11 protein-coding genes are annotated in these 16,802 nt (G+C 45.7%); 3 read left to right on the top strand and 8 right to left on the bottom strand.

The window, feature by feature from the left end:
* Positions 1-212 precede the first annotated feature (212 nt).
* Positions 213-1,100, bottom strand: coding sequence for an inositol oxygenase family protein (locus A4R26_RS26590; RefSeq protein WP_081169556.1), 888 nt, complete (start codon positions 1,098-1,100; stop codon positions 213-215).
* A gap of 171 nt (positions 1,101-1,271) precedes the next feature.
* On the opposite strand from A4R26_RS26590, the gene A4R26_RS26585 reads away from it, so the two are divergent.
* The 3 genes from A4R26_RS26585 to A4R26_RS35170 all read left to right on the top strand — a co-directional run bounded on the left by A4R26_RS26585 (position 1,272) and on the right by A4R26_RS35170 (position 4,536).
* Positions 1,272-2,288, top strand: a complete 1,017-nt coding sequence (locus A4R26_RS26585; RefSeq protein WP_081169555.1) for a LacI family DNA-binding transcriptional regulator — start codon at positions 1,272-1,274, stop codon at positions 2,286-2,288.
* A gap of 397 nt (positions 2,289-2,685) precedes the next feature.
* The gene (locus A4R26_RS26580; protein ID WP_081169554.1) at positions 2,686-4,347 is read left to right on the top strand and encodes a sodium:solute symporter family protein; all 1,662 of its coding nucleotides are present in this window, start codon (positions 2,686-2,688) and stop codon (positions 4,345-4,347) included.
* A 15-nt stretch (positions 4,348-4,362) separates the two neighbouring features.
* The gene (locus A4R26_RS35170; protein ID WP_165760420.1) at positions 4,363-4,536 is read left to right on the top strand and encodes a hypothetical protein; all 174 of its coding nucleotides are present in this window, start codon (positions 4,363-4,365) and stop codon (positions 4,534-4,536) included.
* Positions 4,537-4,713: 177 nt separating this feature from the next.
* On the opposite strand, the gene A4R26_RS26575 is transcribed toward A4R26_RS35170, so the two are convergent.
* The 7 genes from A4R26_RS26575 to A4R26_RS26545 all read right to left on the bottom strand — a co-directional run bounded on the left by A4R26_RS26575 (position 4,714) and on the right by A4R26_RS26545 (position 16,485).
* Positions 4,714-5,121 (bottom strand): DinB family protein, encoded by a 408-nt coding sequence (locus tag A4R26_RS26575; RefSeq protein ID WP_081169553.1) that lies wholly within the window; start codon positions 5,119-5,121, stop codon positions 4,714-4,716.
* 83 nt (positions 5,122-5,204) lie between these two features.
* Positions 5,205-5,546 carry a hypothetical protein gene (locus A4R26_RS26570; RefSeq protein ID WP_133054787.1) on the bottom strand — a complete coding sequence of 114 codons (342 nt, stop codon included), beginning with the start codon at positions 5,544-5,546 and terminating at the stop codon, positions 5,205-5,207.
* 205 nt (positions 5,547-5,751) lie between these two features.
* Positions 5,752-6,645, bottom strand: coding sequence for a helix-turn-helix domain-containing protein (locus A4R26_RS26565; protein WP_081169551.1), 894 nt, complete (start codon positions 6,643-6,645; stop codon positions 5,752-5,754).
* Between the two features lie 150 nt (positions 6,646-6,795).
* On the bottom strand, positions 6,796-8,241 hold the full coding sequence (locus tag A4R26_RS26560; RefSeq protein WP_242675026.1) for a vanadium-dependent haloperoxidase: 1,446 nt from the start codon (positions 8,239-8,241) through the stop codon (positions 6,796-6,798).
* 1 nt (position 8,242) lies between these two features.
* On the bottom strand, positions 8,243-11,608 hold the full coding sequence (locus tag A4R26_RS26555) for a VCBS repeat-containing protein (protein ID WP_081169550.1): 3,366 nt from the start codon (positions 11,606-11,608) through the stop codon (positions 8,243-8,245).
* Between the two features lie 152 nt (positions 11,609-11,760).
* Positions 11,761-13,365: a SusD/RagB family nutrient-binding outer membrane lipoprotein gene (locus tag A4R26_RS26550; RefSeq protein ID WP_081169549.1), complete on the bottom strand. Its 1,605-nt coding sequence runs from the start codon at positions 13,363-13,365 to the stop codon at positions 11,761-11,763.
* Positions 13,366-13,407: 42 nt separating this feature from the next.
* Complete coding sequence (locus A4R26_RS26545) at positions 13,408-16,485, bottom strand: SusC/RagA family TonB-linked outer membrane protein (RefSeq protein ID WP_081169548.1); 3,078 nt, start codon at positions 16,483-16,485, stop codon at positions 13,408-13,410.
* Positions 16,486-16,802 lie beyond the last annotated feature (317 nt).

The following is a 16,802-nucleotide window of genomic DNA, read 5'->3' as shown; positions in this document are numbered from 1 at the left end:
CTTTCTTCCGGTTTTTAAAGTCAATTAAATGTATTAGTCACATTTATATGCATATCTCTAAAAAAACACAACTACCTGAAAATTGTGTTTTACATTGCATACGATTACCTGCACACTGATTCATCAACTATACGCATAGGCATAGCTTACCTGTTCAGTGAAATAAAACAAGGAATGGATAAAGTTTTCGGGTGAGACTTTTTTGTTTGCTACTAAAATTTTATGGTCGATGGTAGGTATTTAGCAACCAGGTCCTCATAATAGGGCCGAAGCTGCTTCCAATCTGGTGGTGTGGGACATTTTGAATACAGGTCATATGGGTTGAACAACTTAACCCATTTCAGCATTTCACGATCGTGATCATCTAACAGATGGCCATAAGCGCCCTCGCGATGCCAGGCATAAAATGAGTGATACCGCAGCATATATAAGCCAGGCTCGGGTAAATAATCTTTCAACATCTGATAAACATACTCGTCGTGTCCCCATGACATGCTTACATTTCGTAATCCGCAATTTTGCGTATATACCCCTAGTTTAGTGCTAAAAACGGGATCGGTGTAATCATTATTGTTCTTAAAAAATTCGGGATAAACAACTTTATCTGAATAAGCGCAGCCAACCGGGAACGTATCACCAACAACTGCCCACTGCGGCTCGCCAAATAAACAAAGTACCTTGCCCATATCGTGCATCAAACCGGTGAGCACCATCCAGTCGGGGTGGCCGTCGGCACGTATGGCTTCCGATGCCTGTAACAGGTGTTGGAACTGGTCGAGATCTGTATCGGGGTCGGAATCGTCAACCAGCTGGTTCAGGAAATTGAACGCATCCCAAACCGACATTTCTTTACGATTGAACTGTAAAAAATCTTTTCTTTTCTGTTGAACGAACGCAAACGTCTGGTGCGTATGATTAAGGCGGTAGAACTCGCGCACGGTATCGCGGCCGGGTTCTTCGTAATTACGGTATGCTTCTTTTGATTTTTCTTTTGCAATTGTATCGGGATCTGGATAGCGTTGCAGAACGTCGTCTTCCCACTCATCCAAACTGCCAAGCGGATTAATTTCTTTCTCGGTGAATTTACCAGGAGCTGCCATGCAATCGTTTTTTTATTAAGACTGGTGTTGAATTCAAAACTAAGTTCTACTTTTTTGCTAAAGATTGTTAGCTATCGTTTAACTTTATTTACGAAAACGGTTGCGAGAAATTGCAGCAATTTGCAAGATAAAATAGTCTGTAAAACAGGCACTTAGACCTTAAACAGTCCGATGAGTAAAGTCAACATAAAGGTTTTAGCAGAACAGTTGCAACTATCAGTTTCAACTATTTCAAAAGCGTTGCGCGATAGTTATGAGATCAGTGATGAAACAAAAAAGAAGGTACTGGAGCTGGCAGCGCAGTTAAATTATGTACCTAATCCATACGCCAGCAGCCTGCGCAAAAAGAAAAGTAAAACCATTGCGGTAGTGCTGCCCGAAGTGGCCGATAACTTTTTCTCGCTCGCCATCAATGGCATTCAGTCTATTGCCGAAACCAAAGGTTATCACGTACTTATCTATTTATCGCACGAAAAATTCGCCAACGAAAGAACCATTCTCGAAGACTGTCAGAGTGGTCGGGTAGACGGGGTGCTGATCTCCATTTCCAGCGAAACCAAATCAGCCGAACATATTATTAAGTTACAGGCCAATAATATCCCGGTTGTTTTTTTCGACCGTGAACAGGAATCGATAGAAACCGCGAGAGTGACAACCAATGATTACGACTGTGGCCTTATGGCAGCCAATCATTTATTAAAGAAAGGTTGCCGCAAACCGGCATTTGTAAGCATTTCGCAAAGCCTGCCTATTTGCCTGAACCGGGAAGAAGGATTTAAAGCGGCGCTTACTGAAGCCGGTATACCGGAAGCAAACCAACAGATAATATATTGTACCGATAACGACAGCATGTATGATCAAATAAAAACCATTTTGCAAAATAAACACCGCCCCGATGGATTGATCGCTTCGGTTGAAAAGATCGTTACCCCGGTTTATCTTGCCTGTCATGAATTGGGCATACATATACCAGAGGATATCAAAGTGATAGCGTTTGCCACCCTCGACACGGCCCCCATCCTGAATCCCCCGCTCACCACCATTACCCAGCCCGCCTTTGAAATTGGCAAAGCTGCCGCCACCCTGCTTTTTAAAGGAATTGAAAAGAGTACATTTGATTTAAGCAAGGAGCGGATGGTGATACCTTCGGTTCTTATTGAACGGGAGTCGACTGCAGGAGGAAGTTGAAAAGGTGATAATGTTGATAGAGTTGATAAAGGTCAAATATTAGTTTTTAGTTCAAAATTCAATGTTCCCGGTTACCAGTTACCTGTTTCCGGGGTTTATATTCCGGGCCACCCCAGCAAATGCGAGCCTGACACCGGCCAGAAGGTCAGAAATTCCGGTTCCAGCTTTGTCAACATATCAACTTATAAATCCAAGGCCAACAAGCTAAAGCTATCCAATTAGTTATCTTAATACCCCTCCATCAACATTAGCAACTCTATTAACCTTTCAACCCGGGGCTTCCGGCCCACGCAACCGTATTCGTAACTTTTTCTCCCTATCTATGATTCAGATCATAATAATGAAATGAAAGAAATATATTGTGCATGAAACTATCACACACAGTTAACGATTGCACATGCGCTTAGAACTTGCCGATTACCTGATCATTCTTGTTTATTTCATTTTTGTTATTGGCGTTGGTTTTCTTATAAAAAAGAAAATAAAATCAAGTAATGATTTTCTTACCAGCAGCCGCAGTATCCCGCTCTGGATCACCAGTCTCGCTTTTATATCAGCCAACCTTGGCGCCCAGGAAGTGATTGGAATGGTGGCATCCGGCGCCAAGTACGGCATAATGACCGTCCACTTCTATTGGGTAGGCGCCATTTTCGCCATGGTATTCCTTGGCGTTTTTATGATGCCGTTCTATTATGGCAGCCGCGCCCGCAGTGTGCCCGAATACCTGTCGCTTCGCTTTGATGAAAAAACGCGGGGCTTAAATGCTATCTCCTTTGCCGTTATGACGGTGTTTTCATCGGGCATTTCATTGTATGCACTGGCAAAACTGATGGAAACGATCCTCCATTGGGATTTCGATATCTCTATATGGGTTTCGGCCGGCATTGTAATGGTATACACCTTCCTCGGCGGTTTAACCAGTGCGGTATATAATGAAGTATTGCAGTTCTTCTTAATTGTATTGGGACTATCACCCCTGGTAGTAATTTCCCTGCACGATGCCGGTGGCTGGGATAATATCAAATCGTTATTACAACCCGAAATGACGCATGCCTGGAAATACATGGGTAACGCCAACGATAATCCCATGGGACTGCACTTTATGTCATTGATCTTCGGGCTGGGTTTTGTAATGTCGTTCGGTTACTGGTGCACCGACTTCCTTGTAGTGCAAAGGGCCATGATCGCCCGCAATATGGGCGATGCACAACGCACACCGATCATTGCTGCCATTCCTAAAATGGTGATGCCACTGATAGTGGTATTACCCGGGCTTATTGCCATTACCTTAATGCAACCTGCCCTTGCATCAAAGGGCTATAGCATACCAACAACCGCCAATGGCGAACTGGATTATACCATGACCCTGCCATCGATGATCGCGCACTACTACCCTACCGGTATCCTTGGTGTGGGCATTACCGCGCTCATCGCTTCGTTCATGAGCGGCATGGCCGGTAACGTTACCGCCTTCAACTCCGTGTTCACTTTTGACATTTATCAATCGTATTTTGTAAAGAATAAAAGCGACCGGCATTACCTGCTGGTGGGCAAGGTCATAACGGTGGTGGGCATCCTTATTTCCATTGCTACTGCATACATTGCCAAAAGCTTTAACAACATCAACGACTTTCTGCAACTCGTATTTGGTTTTGTGAATGGTCCGCTGTTTGCCACTTTCCTGCTGGGGATGTTCTGGAAACGAACCACAAGCCATGGCGCCTTTTGGGGACTGGTTGTGGGAACCGCCGCCGCCGCCGCAACGCACGGGCTTACCGTTGCCGAAGGCAAGGGCGGCTGGATAGCCGAATGGTATACCATCAAAAGCGGTATGGGTCAGGCATTTATCGTAGCTGCCGTATCGTGGACCTTCAATTTCTTTACAACAATCATAGTGAGCCTGTTTACCAAACCCAAACCCGACGAGGAATTAAAAGGTTTAGTATATTCGTTAACGGAGAAACCGAAGTACCACGAACAAAAATGGTATTTGCGGGTGGTACCGCTGGGTCTGCTGTTGTTGGCGATCACCTTACTGTTGAACATAATTTTCTTTTAACCAATAATTGCTTCCATGTACAAAAAATTAAACGATCTGCAATTTGTCATTGGCCTGTTCTTTTCGGTTGTATCACTGATCCTGTTGTTGGGATCCGATCTTGCCAATAAACTGAATGCCTATACAGGCGTTTCTTTTCTCATCTTTGGCCTGGCTATGATGTTCATAAGAAAAGCCAACAAGGCATAACTTAGAAAACTTGTTACCAAAATACGAATAGCGGCTGTCGGGTGACAGCCGTTTTTTTATAGCAAGGGTTCAACATATTGCATATTTTTACTGCCAGGAATTCACCCGCCGCAAATAACAGCTTAAATAAAAATGGGTCATCCGCCAACTGGCCGATAACCCACCATAACAATAACTTTAATACATATACTCCGGCGGCTCAATACCGTGGGTACGTAAATATACAACCGCCTGGCCGCGATGATGGGTAATATGATCGAGCGTTGCATGAGCACCGTAACCCGATTGCTCATCGAGCGTTTGCCCTTTAACCGTATTTTGCAGTGAATCGAATGCCTTCGTAAGCAATGCCACTACATCCTTTTTGGTTTTCTTTGCCGGCGGCGGGGCCCATTCCGTCTTAGTACCTTTGATATAATTTTCTTCCCACCAGTGAATACCATAAGCTATGTGGTTCAATAATTCACCAAAATCCCAACCGGCGCCGGTTGGTTTGTAATGATAATCTTTGTCGGGCATGGCCGCGGCAACCTGTAATGTGTACTTCCTTGAATTTTCGATGATTGACAATAATTGATCTTTCATAACGCTGTATTTTCAGCAAAGCTATACAGCCGTTTTCCGAAGCACTTAAGGAATCCTGCTAAATTCATTATGATTTTATGCTGTTATCTTCCGGCATTCTCAACAAACTTTTCAACTCCTGTTGCATTAATGTAGTTTTCACTCCATTTCTGTCTCAACAGGGTGAGATAACCGGAGTTCTCTCCGTCACAGTTGAAAGGGTTGGCGGCCAATTGAATTAAAAAAGGAATATTGAAAGAATGATTTTTGAAATCCGCTTCATGCCCTGCCACCCTATTAGGATTATTGCTTCTTGCGGCTGCCATGTTTTGAAAAGTATTCACCCAGTTCTCAATTTCATAATAAAGTGTTGTTCGTTTCCAATATCCCAGGTGGTCAACGTTCCCTCCATGATCTACAAGCAGCTTAAGTATTTCCCTTTGCAAACAGCGGTCGCCCTGATTGCATTCCAGGATGGCATTTCCCACCTTCGTCCCTTTTGCAACAGCAGTTTTACCGCTTCTATACTATTCATTGAAACAATGACGGAAGGGCCTTGCTTGAAGATATGGGATATGCATGCTGATAATCAGTTCGTGCTCGCTATCGCCACTGAAGTCGAAGTAGAGCTCATAACAGGCAAAGCCTTCCTTATAGTTTGCTGTAATGATAATACGTCTTATTGCCAGTACCGGAAGCTACCGCATGTTGCTGCCTGTAGGCGGCGGGCGGACAATTATACTTTTGTTTAAATGCAGCCGTAAAATGTTCTACACTATTGAATCCTGATGAAAAAGCGATATCAGCAACCGGTTGTGCTGTATTGCGTAATGACAATTCGGCATTCTTGAGTCGAAGCGTTAACAGGAATTGATGCGGCGTTTCTGAAGTAAAAGTTTTGAACAGGCGGCTGAAATGGAAGGGACTCACAAAGCAATACTCAGCGATCTGCATCAGGGAAATATCGTCGGTAAAATGATTTGAGAGGAAGTCCTTTGCCCTTTCTATGGTAACCAGGTGATTTTGCTTTAACCGGGTATTGATGCGCAGATCGGGTTTATAATTGGTTATATTGCTCAGCACTTTTTCAATCACCTCCATTACCAGGTTATCTATCTGCAGCTTGCCGCCCGTACGGTTAAGTATCAGTTTTATAATATGAAAATGCAGGAACTCGGTTTCCGCATTTGTTTTTATAAGCGTGGAGTGCCAATCGTTATCGGTGAAGAAAGGAATTTTGCCATAATGTTCCAGCATTGCTTTAAAAAAGCCGGTTTTAAATTCAAAGATGGTGCATTCGTCGGGAATGGCATGGGTATGGGTAACCGTGCGTTCATACCCGGGTTTGGTCACCAGCACGCAACCGCTATAGGAATCGAGCGACCGCCTGAAAACATTGAACAGGAAATTGCCTTTTCGTACAAAGCTTATACAAAACTCCGTATTATATTCAGGCTTCGAAGTACGGCATTCGGTGCACCGGCACCTGAAATCCATAACACGGTAGAAATCTGATTCGTACAAGGTATGAATATCGGCATCCATACTTTAAAATTACAAAATTTCCGGTTGTCAGATCAGCTACCGGAATTCACCTCTCCTTTTGATCTGCTGTATAAGAAAGGCAGGAGTACCGGTCTGGATCTCAAACGGGGACATTTCCATTCTTTTACAGCTATTGCCTTGCCAGACAACTCATTTCACCGGCTTCATCCCTACCGCCTTCAATCTGCCAACGATAAACATCCCCACTTCCCTGCCCTGGTCCTGCCCATTCACAATAGCATCGCGATAGTGAATGCCGCCGTACAGCCGTGAAACCGCGGCTTCATCCGCGGCCTGCCGGAAAGAAGTAAATGTTCTTGCGGGGATCTCGAATATTTCTTCGGAATTATCGGTATACGTTAACTTATCGCCCAACATATAGGTAAGCACTTCAGCGGCGGCTGTTGATACCACGCTATGGCCGCTGGTGTATTCGGGAAAGGGCGGGGTTTGCAGCAGGGGCTGCCATTTTATATTGATATAGCGGTTGATATAGGTTTCAGGCCGGATGCGGTTCGACCGGTACTTTTCATCCCAGCAGCTGATGAACGCATCATGGATGGTAATGCCTGTCAGCATCTGCACAGTAATGGTAGCATTGAAACTCAAGTGCGCCTGCTGAGCAGCTATGCCGGCAATGTTCATCCAGTGGCCGCCCGGACTGATCTTTTTAAACCCGATCATCATATGCCCCGAGGTGGCTACAACAAACGGGTTGCAATCCCAGAACGAAGCTATGTTCAGTTGCTCCTCGGTTGGTTTTACCGAAACATCATATACTTCTTTAGCCATTTTGTAAAATTCACTGGCGCTGTCTTTACTGAACACAACCGGCGGCTTTGGTAAAAACTGGTTACACGAATCGATCACCAGCGGGCGTATCGTTTTCCAGTTAGGCTCTACCGCTTCCATATAGGCCGGCGGCGTGGGATACCAGTAGCTGTCGCCCTTTACCGGGGTATACCTCAGCTGTGCGCTTAACTTACCGTAGCGGTCGGCTTTGGCATAGCCGGCCATCTTCGCGGCAATGTAATTGGCAACTGCAACCGAACTGTCGAGCATTGCCCGCGGCACCCTGGCTTTAATTTGTTGTGCAATGAATTGTTCCTCTTCTTCCTGCAGGCGGTAACCCGATGGCAACATAAGCCTGCCTGTTTCCATAATACAATATATGGCTGCAATGCGGGGATCGTAACTGCCGCGTTTGGTGGTTATCAACGGCCGTTCATATTGTTTCAGTAAGTTATTCAGCGTAGTGAGCGTAGAATCGTTTTGCGAAATGATCTCATAAGCGCCCAGCATACAATAGGCATAGTAACGGGCAGCCGCAGGCGGATTCACCACGTCGTGCATCATTATTTTCGATAAAGAAAAAACGGCGGGCTGCAGATAACGGGTAAATGCCGCTTCACTTTTCTGCATTACCCTTGCTTTAACAGCCGTTGGTTGAGCAATGGTTCTCTGTTGACCCAGTAACAGTATAACCAGAAGCATATATTTTCCAATTCGTTGCATGCAGGCAATGGAAAATATACCGGCGCCCGTTTCCAGGCACCGGTTTGACATATCAAACAAACGAAGAGACTCTTTAAGCATATTACTGTACTTTATAAAATTCCATGGCTTCATTACAGATACCTGCTATAATATATTTTGTGTCGTTCGCTTTTAATTCCACAGCGGCTTTTACATCGCCTTTTATATTCAACCCCGAATTGGGCTGATCAATATAATTAAACCCGCCTTTTCCATCACCGCTTAACAAACAGCCATAACTTGAATTTATACAACCGATCTTCAACCGGTTATCGGAACGATTTCCCAACAGTAACAGGTCTTTCTTTCCATCGCCGTTAAAATCATCGGAAAGAATACTGGTAACTACCGAAAACTGTGCCTGCATGGGCAATTCAACGGGTTCCATTTTCCCGTTCCGGTTCAAAAAAGCAAGGGTACGGGTTTCGGTCACAGTTAACCGGTTTGCCTTTTCCAGTTCCTCCTTTGAAAAAATATCGTTGAGGGTTGCCTGCGCATAAGCCGCATATGAAGTGAACCGTTTGCGCATGGGGTAGATCTGGTCATTCAATTCATCGCGGCTGACAAACGGATAACTTACACCCTGAATATAAAAATTAAAGAAAGGATCAACAGAACCATTGCTGTCGAAATCGGCATACACCAGCTCGCCCGGTTCCTTATCCGATACTTTTATACAGGTGTTCAGGCCCATGTTGCCGGCAATGATATCTTCATTGCCATCCCCGTCAACATCGGTCACATGCAGGGTAAACCAAAAACCGTTGGCATTCTTATTGAACCAGGCGCTTGTTTTATCAACAAACCCGTTGGCGGTGTTCATAAACACGGTTACCGGCATAAACTCGCCGCAAAGCACCAGGTCCTTCCGGCCGTCTTTATCCAGATCGGCCCACTGCGCATCGGTTACCATACCTGCCTGTGTAAAAGGAACGGTTGCGGTAGTGAATTTCCCTTTGCCATCATTTACCAGCAGGAAAGAAGTTGGCGTCAGTGGATAGTAACCGGGTATAACACGGCCGCCAACAAACAGGTCGATATCGCCATCGCCGTCATAATCGCAGGGCCGAACGCATGATTTGCTGTTAGCGCCCAGGTTGGGCAGTGCATCCTTCGCGGGTTTGAATTGCCCGCGGCCGTCGTTCAGATATAGTTCATCCTGCAGGGCCCGGGTACCGGGTTCAAACAACGCATAACCGCCTTTGGCAACATACAGGTCCTGATCACCATCGCCATCTGCATCAAAAAATGCGGAAGCCGCAATGCAGGATGTATTTTCATCACCGATAACATTGGGTTCCTCATAAAACAGCCCCTTCGTATTCTGAATATAGATTTTGGCAGGTTTGTTTTTATCGCCGCTTACAAACAGGTCTTCCCGCCCGTCTTTATTCACATCGCCTTTTGCTATCACCGGACCCGTTTTGCTGTACATGAACAACATCAGCAACTGGCGTTTGAAATCATTTTCGCTTAGGTCGGTATGTTTATAAGTAAATAATTTATCGGCCGGCGCAAAAATGGTCTTTGCATAAACCGGTTTTTCTTCTATAATGGGTTGGGGCGGTTGTTCGTATTCAACCGTAATTTCTTTATTGGCGGCTACGTTGGTAAGCAGTTGCACCGTACGGTTGGGCCAAACGATCTTTATTGAATCTATTGTTGCGGAATTGTGAACACCAAAATGCTGGCGAACAGGTAAACAGGAAAGATACCCGCGCGCCGGATTTACCTCTGCATATTGTACCGTTTTGTTCTGATACAGATAAACCCTGGCGCCAATGGCAAACCAGTTGGGCTTTTTGTAATGCAACGTTAGGGAAACATAGCCGGCCTTCGTGTTTTCACGTGCGGTATTCCGGTATACAAACGCATGTTCATTGATATTATTTATCACAAGGTCAAGGTCACCATCGTTATCCAGGTCTGCATATACCGCGCCGGATGAGATGGCCGGCTTTTCCATTCCCCATTGTTTCTGCTGGTTGGTAAAGGTGCAGTTGTGATTGTTTCTGAAAATATAATTAGGCAACATTGTTGAGGGCATAACCCGTATGAGGTCCATCAGCAGAACAGGTTCACGGTCCATTGCCTTTTTTACTTTGTAATCGCCCCAGTAACGCAGAAAATCTTTGTTGGTGTAATCGCGTAAATAACCGTTGGTGACAAAAAGATCTTTGTAACCGTCGTTGTCATAATCAGCCAGTAACGGGCACCAGCTCCAATCGGTATTCGATATGCCGGCCAGCTGGCCAATTTCGCTGAAGGAAGGAGCCTCCCCCCTGCCCCCTCCGGTGGAGGGGGTGAAAAGAGCCCTATCTCCTCCTCCGCCAGCTGGCGGAGAGGTCGGGAGGGGGCCGCCATTGTTCAAATGCAGCATATTACGCATATACTGCGGGTTGAGCCCCTGGTTTACCATCAGGGCAAACGATTCGTAGTTCTCCTGCAGCTGTAATAGTTTTTGACGCCGGTTGTCTTCGGGCAGCATATCGAGCGTAATGATGTCGGGCAATGCATCGTTGTTGAAATCGGCAATATCGACGCCCATTGAAAACTGCGACAGGTAACGCAGGCTTTTATCGGCATTGTTGGTGAATGTGCCGTTGCCATTGTTGAGGTACATGTAATCGGGCTCGTTGTAATCGTTGGTAACATATACATCCTGCCAGCCGTCTTTGTTGATATCGGCAACGGCAATACCTAAACCAAAGGTTAACGGGTTTTGCCTGATACCCGCTTTTTTTGAAACATCGACAAAATGATTGTTCCGGTTTTCATACAGTTTGTTACCAGCCAGTTCATCTACTTCATCGCGGTGCCGGGCCAGTTCCATATTATCGATCTTCTTTGTGCTATGGTTCAGTAAGAACAGATCGAGGTCGCCATCGTTGTCATAATCGAAAAAGGCGGCCTGTGTGCCATAACTTTTATCATCGATACCATAAACTGCCGCTTCTTCTTTGAATTTACCATTGCCCTGGTTAATGAACAACTGGTTGCGCCGCATATCGTCGCTCACTTTGCCGGAATAACAAACATAGATATCCAGCCAGCCATCGCCGTTTACATCGGCCATGGTTACACCGGTCTTCCAGCCTCCGGTTCTTCCTGCCAGTTCTTTCGCTGCCTCTTTTGTTATATCCTTAAACTGCAGTTTCCCGCCGTTCAGGTACAACTTGTTTTCGCCCATGTTAGATACCAGGAAGATATCTTCGAGCCCGTCATTGTTTATATCACCCACCGCCACGCCGCCGCCATTATAAAAATATTCATACGCGAGCACGTTCAGATTCTCTGTTTCGCTGATGCGGTTTACAAACTGAATATTGGTTTGTTTGGGAGTTAAAAATTCAAAAAGGGGCTGCGACTGCGGTGCAGCAATAAAAATACAATTAACAAATACCGTTATAATTAGTATTCTTATCATATAACCATCAGTTTGTAGTTTGTGGTTTATGGTTTGTGGTTCTTTAGGCCGAAACCCCTAAGTAATAATTGCATAGCCCGAAATGCCAGCCAGCAAAAAATAATACTCAGGGGCTACAACGTTCACAAACCACAAACCATAAACCCTAAACGTTATTTATCCCACCAAACCCTCGATTGAAATACATCGCCTGCTGTAAGGCTGCCTACCGCCGACCGGTAGTTGGCCGGGTTGATAGAGGCCTCTGTTGTTGGATACAACTGTCTTCTCGGAATATTACCGCCCGAAAAGTTACCGGGATAAACAACCGGCGTCAGTAAGGGATAACCCGATCTTCTCCAGTTGTTCCAGGCTTCTACAAAATTCAACAGAATGCCGGTGGTAGCCCAGTATTGTTCATTGATCTGTTTCAGCGAAGCCGCTGTTGATGAAGTATTCAACGGGTGGGCAGCGGCATACGCATTGGCCGTTGCCGGAGCAATGGTAGCAGCAGGGCCAAAGGCTGACAGGGATTGCAGCCCAGCCGATACTGCATTGGCATAATGCATGGCGGCCGTAGTAGCGCCTACGTTCCAGCCTCTCACTTTTGCTTCGGCCAGTAACAGTTCAGATTCTGCATATGTTAAAACAAACTGTGGGCTGTTCAGATTGGTATATACAGCCTGACGTGGCCGTGAATAATTGCCTATGGGGTCATTGCCCGATGCGCCGGGATAACCGGGTGCATTGGTAATATCTGTTGCACCGCCATTCAGGTCCCAGCCATTAGGCAATCCCATCTGGTTGGCAAAGGTATTATTGCCGGTAAGATCAGGATTTTGGGCCCCGGCAATGCCGGCTGGTGGAAGTTCTGCGATGGCGCTTACGCGCGGATCGTTCGTTGCTTTAAGAAAGTCGATCAGCGTTTTGCTCCATTTTACCTGGTAGAAATCGGCCGGAGTGATAAGAGAACGCGAGTTCTCACTGCGGTACCCGCTGGCATTGTCGCCCCTGATATAGGCATCTTCAGAAACAGATGACAGGGTACCACCGGCTGCTGCTTTTTCAGCATATTGCTGTGCCTTTGCCAGATCTACTTTTGTCAACCGCATAGCCACGCGCAACATCAGAGAATATCCAAACTTTCTCCATTTGTCTACATCGCCTGCATATGGGAACAGATCGGCTGCAGGTTTTGGCTTTGACGCATCAAATTTTGATAATGCCTCATCGAGCTCGGTCAACATGGAATTATAAATATCCTGTTGTTTGTCGTACACCGGCTGTGTAATATTTGCTGCTGCCTGCAATGCCTGGGAATATGGAACGTCGCCATATAGGTCAGTAACGAACTGCATGGCGAGTACTTTCATTACAGTGGCGGCGCTTACAACATTCACCTTTTCGGGGTTGTCGGCATAGTTCTTTATGATCTCCTGCGACAGCCGGGCGCTTTTATAACCGAGATCGAACCCGCGGCCCGAATAGTCGTTGGTTTGGCCCGATGGCACATATTTATCCATATTGCTGTAATAGTTCGCAGCGCCCGATGTAGTGGAAGCAAGGATCTGCGCCCAGCCGCTCTGGAACAGAATGGCGCCGTTATAACCGGTAATGCCATTGATATAATTCCACTGGCTGCCCGACAAAAAATAATCGGAGTTGAAATTGGAAGGCGCTACCTGGTTGGGATCGGTATTGATAGCATCGAAATCTTTTTTACATCCCGTTACCAGCGCAAATACTGCCAGCCATATATATATAAGTCCTCTTTTCATTTGGGAAATTTTAATGTTTAATAATCGCTCTTCTGCCGTGCTCTATTTTTTGAATTTCAAATTCAGGTTAACACCATAAGTACGGGTTGAAGGCAAACTTGTTCCTTCAATACCAGCGTATCGAACATTGGAACCGAACTGTGATTCGGGATCGATGTTATCACTTTTCCTCATGATGGTCCACAGGTTGCGGCCAACCAATGAGATCTGAGCTGATCTGAAGATCACTGATTTGCTAACGATCGCTGCTGGTAAGGTATAACTTAATTGTACCTGGCGAAGTTTGATGAAATCGCCGTCGAGCACGTGAACAGAAGTTACATTTTGCGCCAGTGCGCGGTAATATCCCTGGGCATCGGCCTGTGTGGTATTGGGTGCGCCGGCTTCCGTTACCCCTTTTGTTATTCCGTTACGGCCTTCCAGTGTCATTTTGTTCAGGCCGCGGAGAATGGAATAATAGCTGGTAGCACTGAGTATTTTGTTACCAAAATTATAATCGATCAGGAAAGAAAGCGTAACTCCCTTGAAGTTGATCTCATTGTTCAAACCGCCATACACTTTTGGCAACACGCTACCCCAGGCCAGCAAACTATCGCCCCGCAATGGATAACCTGATGCATCCACCACGATTTCACCTTTTGAATCGCGCTTGTAATCATAAGCCAGGATCTGCGGACCGGCAAAACCTACAACATAAGCTGTAATGGCATTACCTAATGTTCCGCGGTTCTGACCCTGGGGTACAGGCCTGTTGGCAGCATCGGTTCTTAACACTTTGTTGTTAACCGATGTGAAGTTCAAGGTTGCAGTCCAGCTGAAGTCCTTGGTCTTAACAGGTGAACCGCTTACCAGCACTTCAATTCCTTTGTTCTGGGTTTGACCATTTGGAATGTACCCACTGGTGTAACCTGTAGCAATGCTGAATGTGGCATTCATGATCTCATCCCTTGTTTTCTTGGTGAAATAAGCCACATCTACATTCAACCTGTTTCCAAACATGCGCAACTCGGTGCCGATCTCAAACTCTGATACCGTAAAAGGTTTTAACAAACCACTTGGCAATGAAGTATTGAACTGCCCCATGGGCACTCCATTGAAATTATTTCCCAGGGAATAATATACCTTGGTTTCATACGGCGTTGTAAGCTCGTTACTGGTAACCGCGTAAGAGGCCCTTAGTTTACCGAAATTCAGGTCCCTGATATGGGTTAACTCAGAGAAGATCAGGCTGGCAGAAACCGAGGGAACGAAAACGTCATTGTTGCCTGATGGCAGGGTTGAATAAGCATCATACCGGCCGGTGGTACCGATTGTAAGAAAATTTTTCCAGGCAAAGTCAACAGTATAGTAGGCCGAATTCACCTGCGATTTGTTGAAATCATAATCCCGGTTAAAATTCTGTACGTTATTGAATGAATATTGATAAGGGAGAATGAACGGGCCGCCGCCGATCTTTATTCTTTCATCCTGGTTCTTGCGAATGTTGGCGCCAATGGCCGCATCAAAACTGAGGTCATCGGTGATCTTATGGCTAGCGCCGATCAATCCATCTACGTTCAATTCATAACGCTCCCATGACTGCAGGTCCTGTAAATTACCGGCCCTGTTAGTTGTATAAGCCGTTCCCCAGGGTTCTACTTTAAACAACCGGTCGTGCGATATATCGTAACCCAACCGGCCTTGTGCATACAGCCATTTGGTAAACTCGTACCGCACGGCTGTTGATGTAATGAGACGTTTACGGCCAAGATTGTTTACATACTGGTTCACCACAAACCACGGATTGGTTACATATTCATCATCGCTGAACTGTGTTTCGTAACCCGTTACCGGATCGTAGCCAGGTTTCAAAATATTCTGGTCAATATTGGTAGCGAGGAACTGGCCATTGTTGGCATTCATGGGACCATCGCTCAACTGCGGCCGGTTCTTTGATTTTTCATCAATATAATTAGCCATCATTTTTATCGACAGCTTGCTGGTGATGCTTTGTTCTATGTTCAGGTTCACGGTCTTTCTGTCGAGCCCGCTGTTACGAACGATTGACTCATTGCTCAGGTTCGATAATGATAAACGGAATGAACCGCTTTCACCCCCTCTTGAAACTGCCACTGTATTGGTAATGGAAGGGCCGGTTCTGTAGAAATTTTCAATATTGTCTTTCTGAGCGCTGTAAGGATACATTTTACCATCGAACTGAATAACCTGCGAGCCATCGAGGCGTTCGCCCCAGCTCATTCTGCCCGATGCCTGGGCGGCTACAGCAGTTGCCGGTTTTAAACCGCCAACACCCTGTCCGTATTCATATTGAAACTCGGTAAAGTCAATGGCCCTGTCAACCATAACGTTCAAATTATAATCAACCGAGAAATCACCGCGTTTACCCGATTTGGTAGTAATAAGGATCACACCATTGGTAGCTCTCGATCCGTAGAGGGCAGAAGCGGCCTGACCTTTCAATACGGTCATGGTTTCAATGTCATCGGGATTGATGTTACCGATACCATCACCGTTATCGGCGCCGCCCCACTCACCGGAGCTGCCTCTTTGTGTATTGTCCATCGGCACGCCATTGATAACAAACAGCGGCGAGCCGGGGTTATTCATACTAGGTAAACCGCGCAATAAAAGTTTTACGGTGCCGCCGGGACCGCCATTGGTACCAGAAACCTTTAAACCGGCAACGCGGCCGCTTAATGAATTGGCCACATTGGTTTCCCTTGCCTGGTTAAGCTGGTCACCTACAACGGTTGACACAGAATACCCTACCTTCCTGGCTTCTTTCGAAATACCTAACGCGGTAACAACAACTTCACCCAGTTGCTCTCCTGATTCCGACATGGTTACTGCAACGTCGCTTTGATCGGCTGCTACATCAACGGTTGTTTCACCGTAGCCTACCGATGTTGCCACAAGTTGTATTTTACCAGTTGGAACCTGTAAACTAAAAGCACCGTTGATGTCGGTAACGGTTTGATTGGCTTTTCCTTTTACTTTAATTGTTACGGCGGGAATTCCGGTGCCGGCCTTGTCTTTGACAGACCCGGATATTTGTCGTGTTTGGGCCAGTACTGCTGAATGCAGTAATAAAAATGCAATTAGCAGGCGAACATGTCTCATTTAGCAATTGGTTTTATGATGAATAAATAACTCCCATAAGAAGATTGGATACAAAATGACATGAGATGAACAGGCGGTCATTTTCAGACTGCTAATCATTTTGCAATGCTCCCTAATGGTGTTAAAGCCCTCTCAGTTAAGGGGTCGGTGAAGTGTTAAGTTTTCTGGTTTTGTTTTGGTTATACTTTGGCTTAACGGAAGGCCACAAGCCAGGGCACAAGGCGTAAGAGTCAAGGCACAAGGCTCTAATTACAAAGGCATAAGGTTTATAATACTAAGTGTAAGCAAATACCATTTTGTAATAAAGATTTAACAAC

The organism is Niastella populi (assembly GCF_002078015.1).
Classification (GTDB): Bacteria; Bacteroidota; Bacteroidia; order Chitinophagales; family Chitinophagaceae; genus Niastella; species Niastella populi.
Note: the sequence above shows the minus strand (reverse complement) of the source record. Positions and strands in the feature narration are given on the sequence as shown.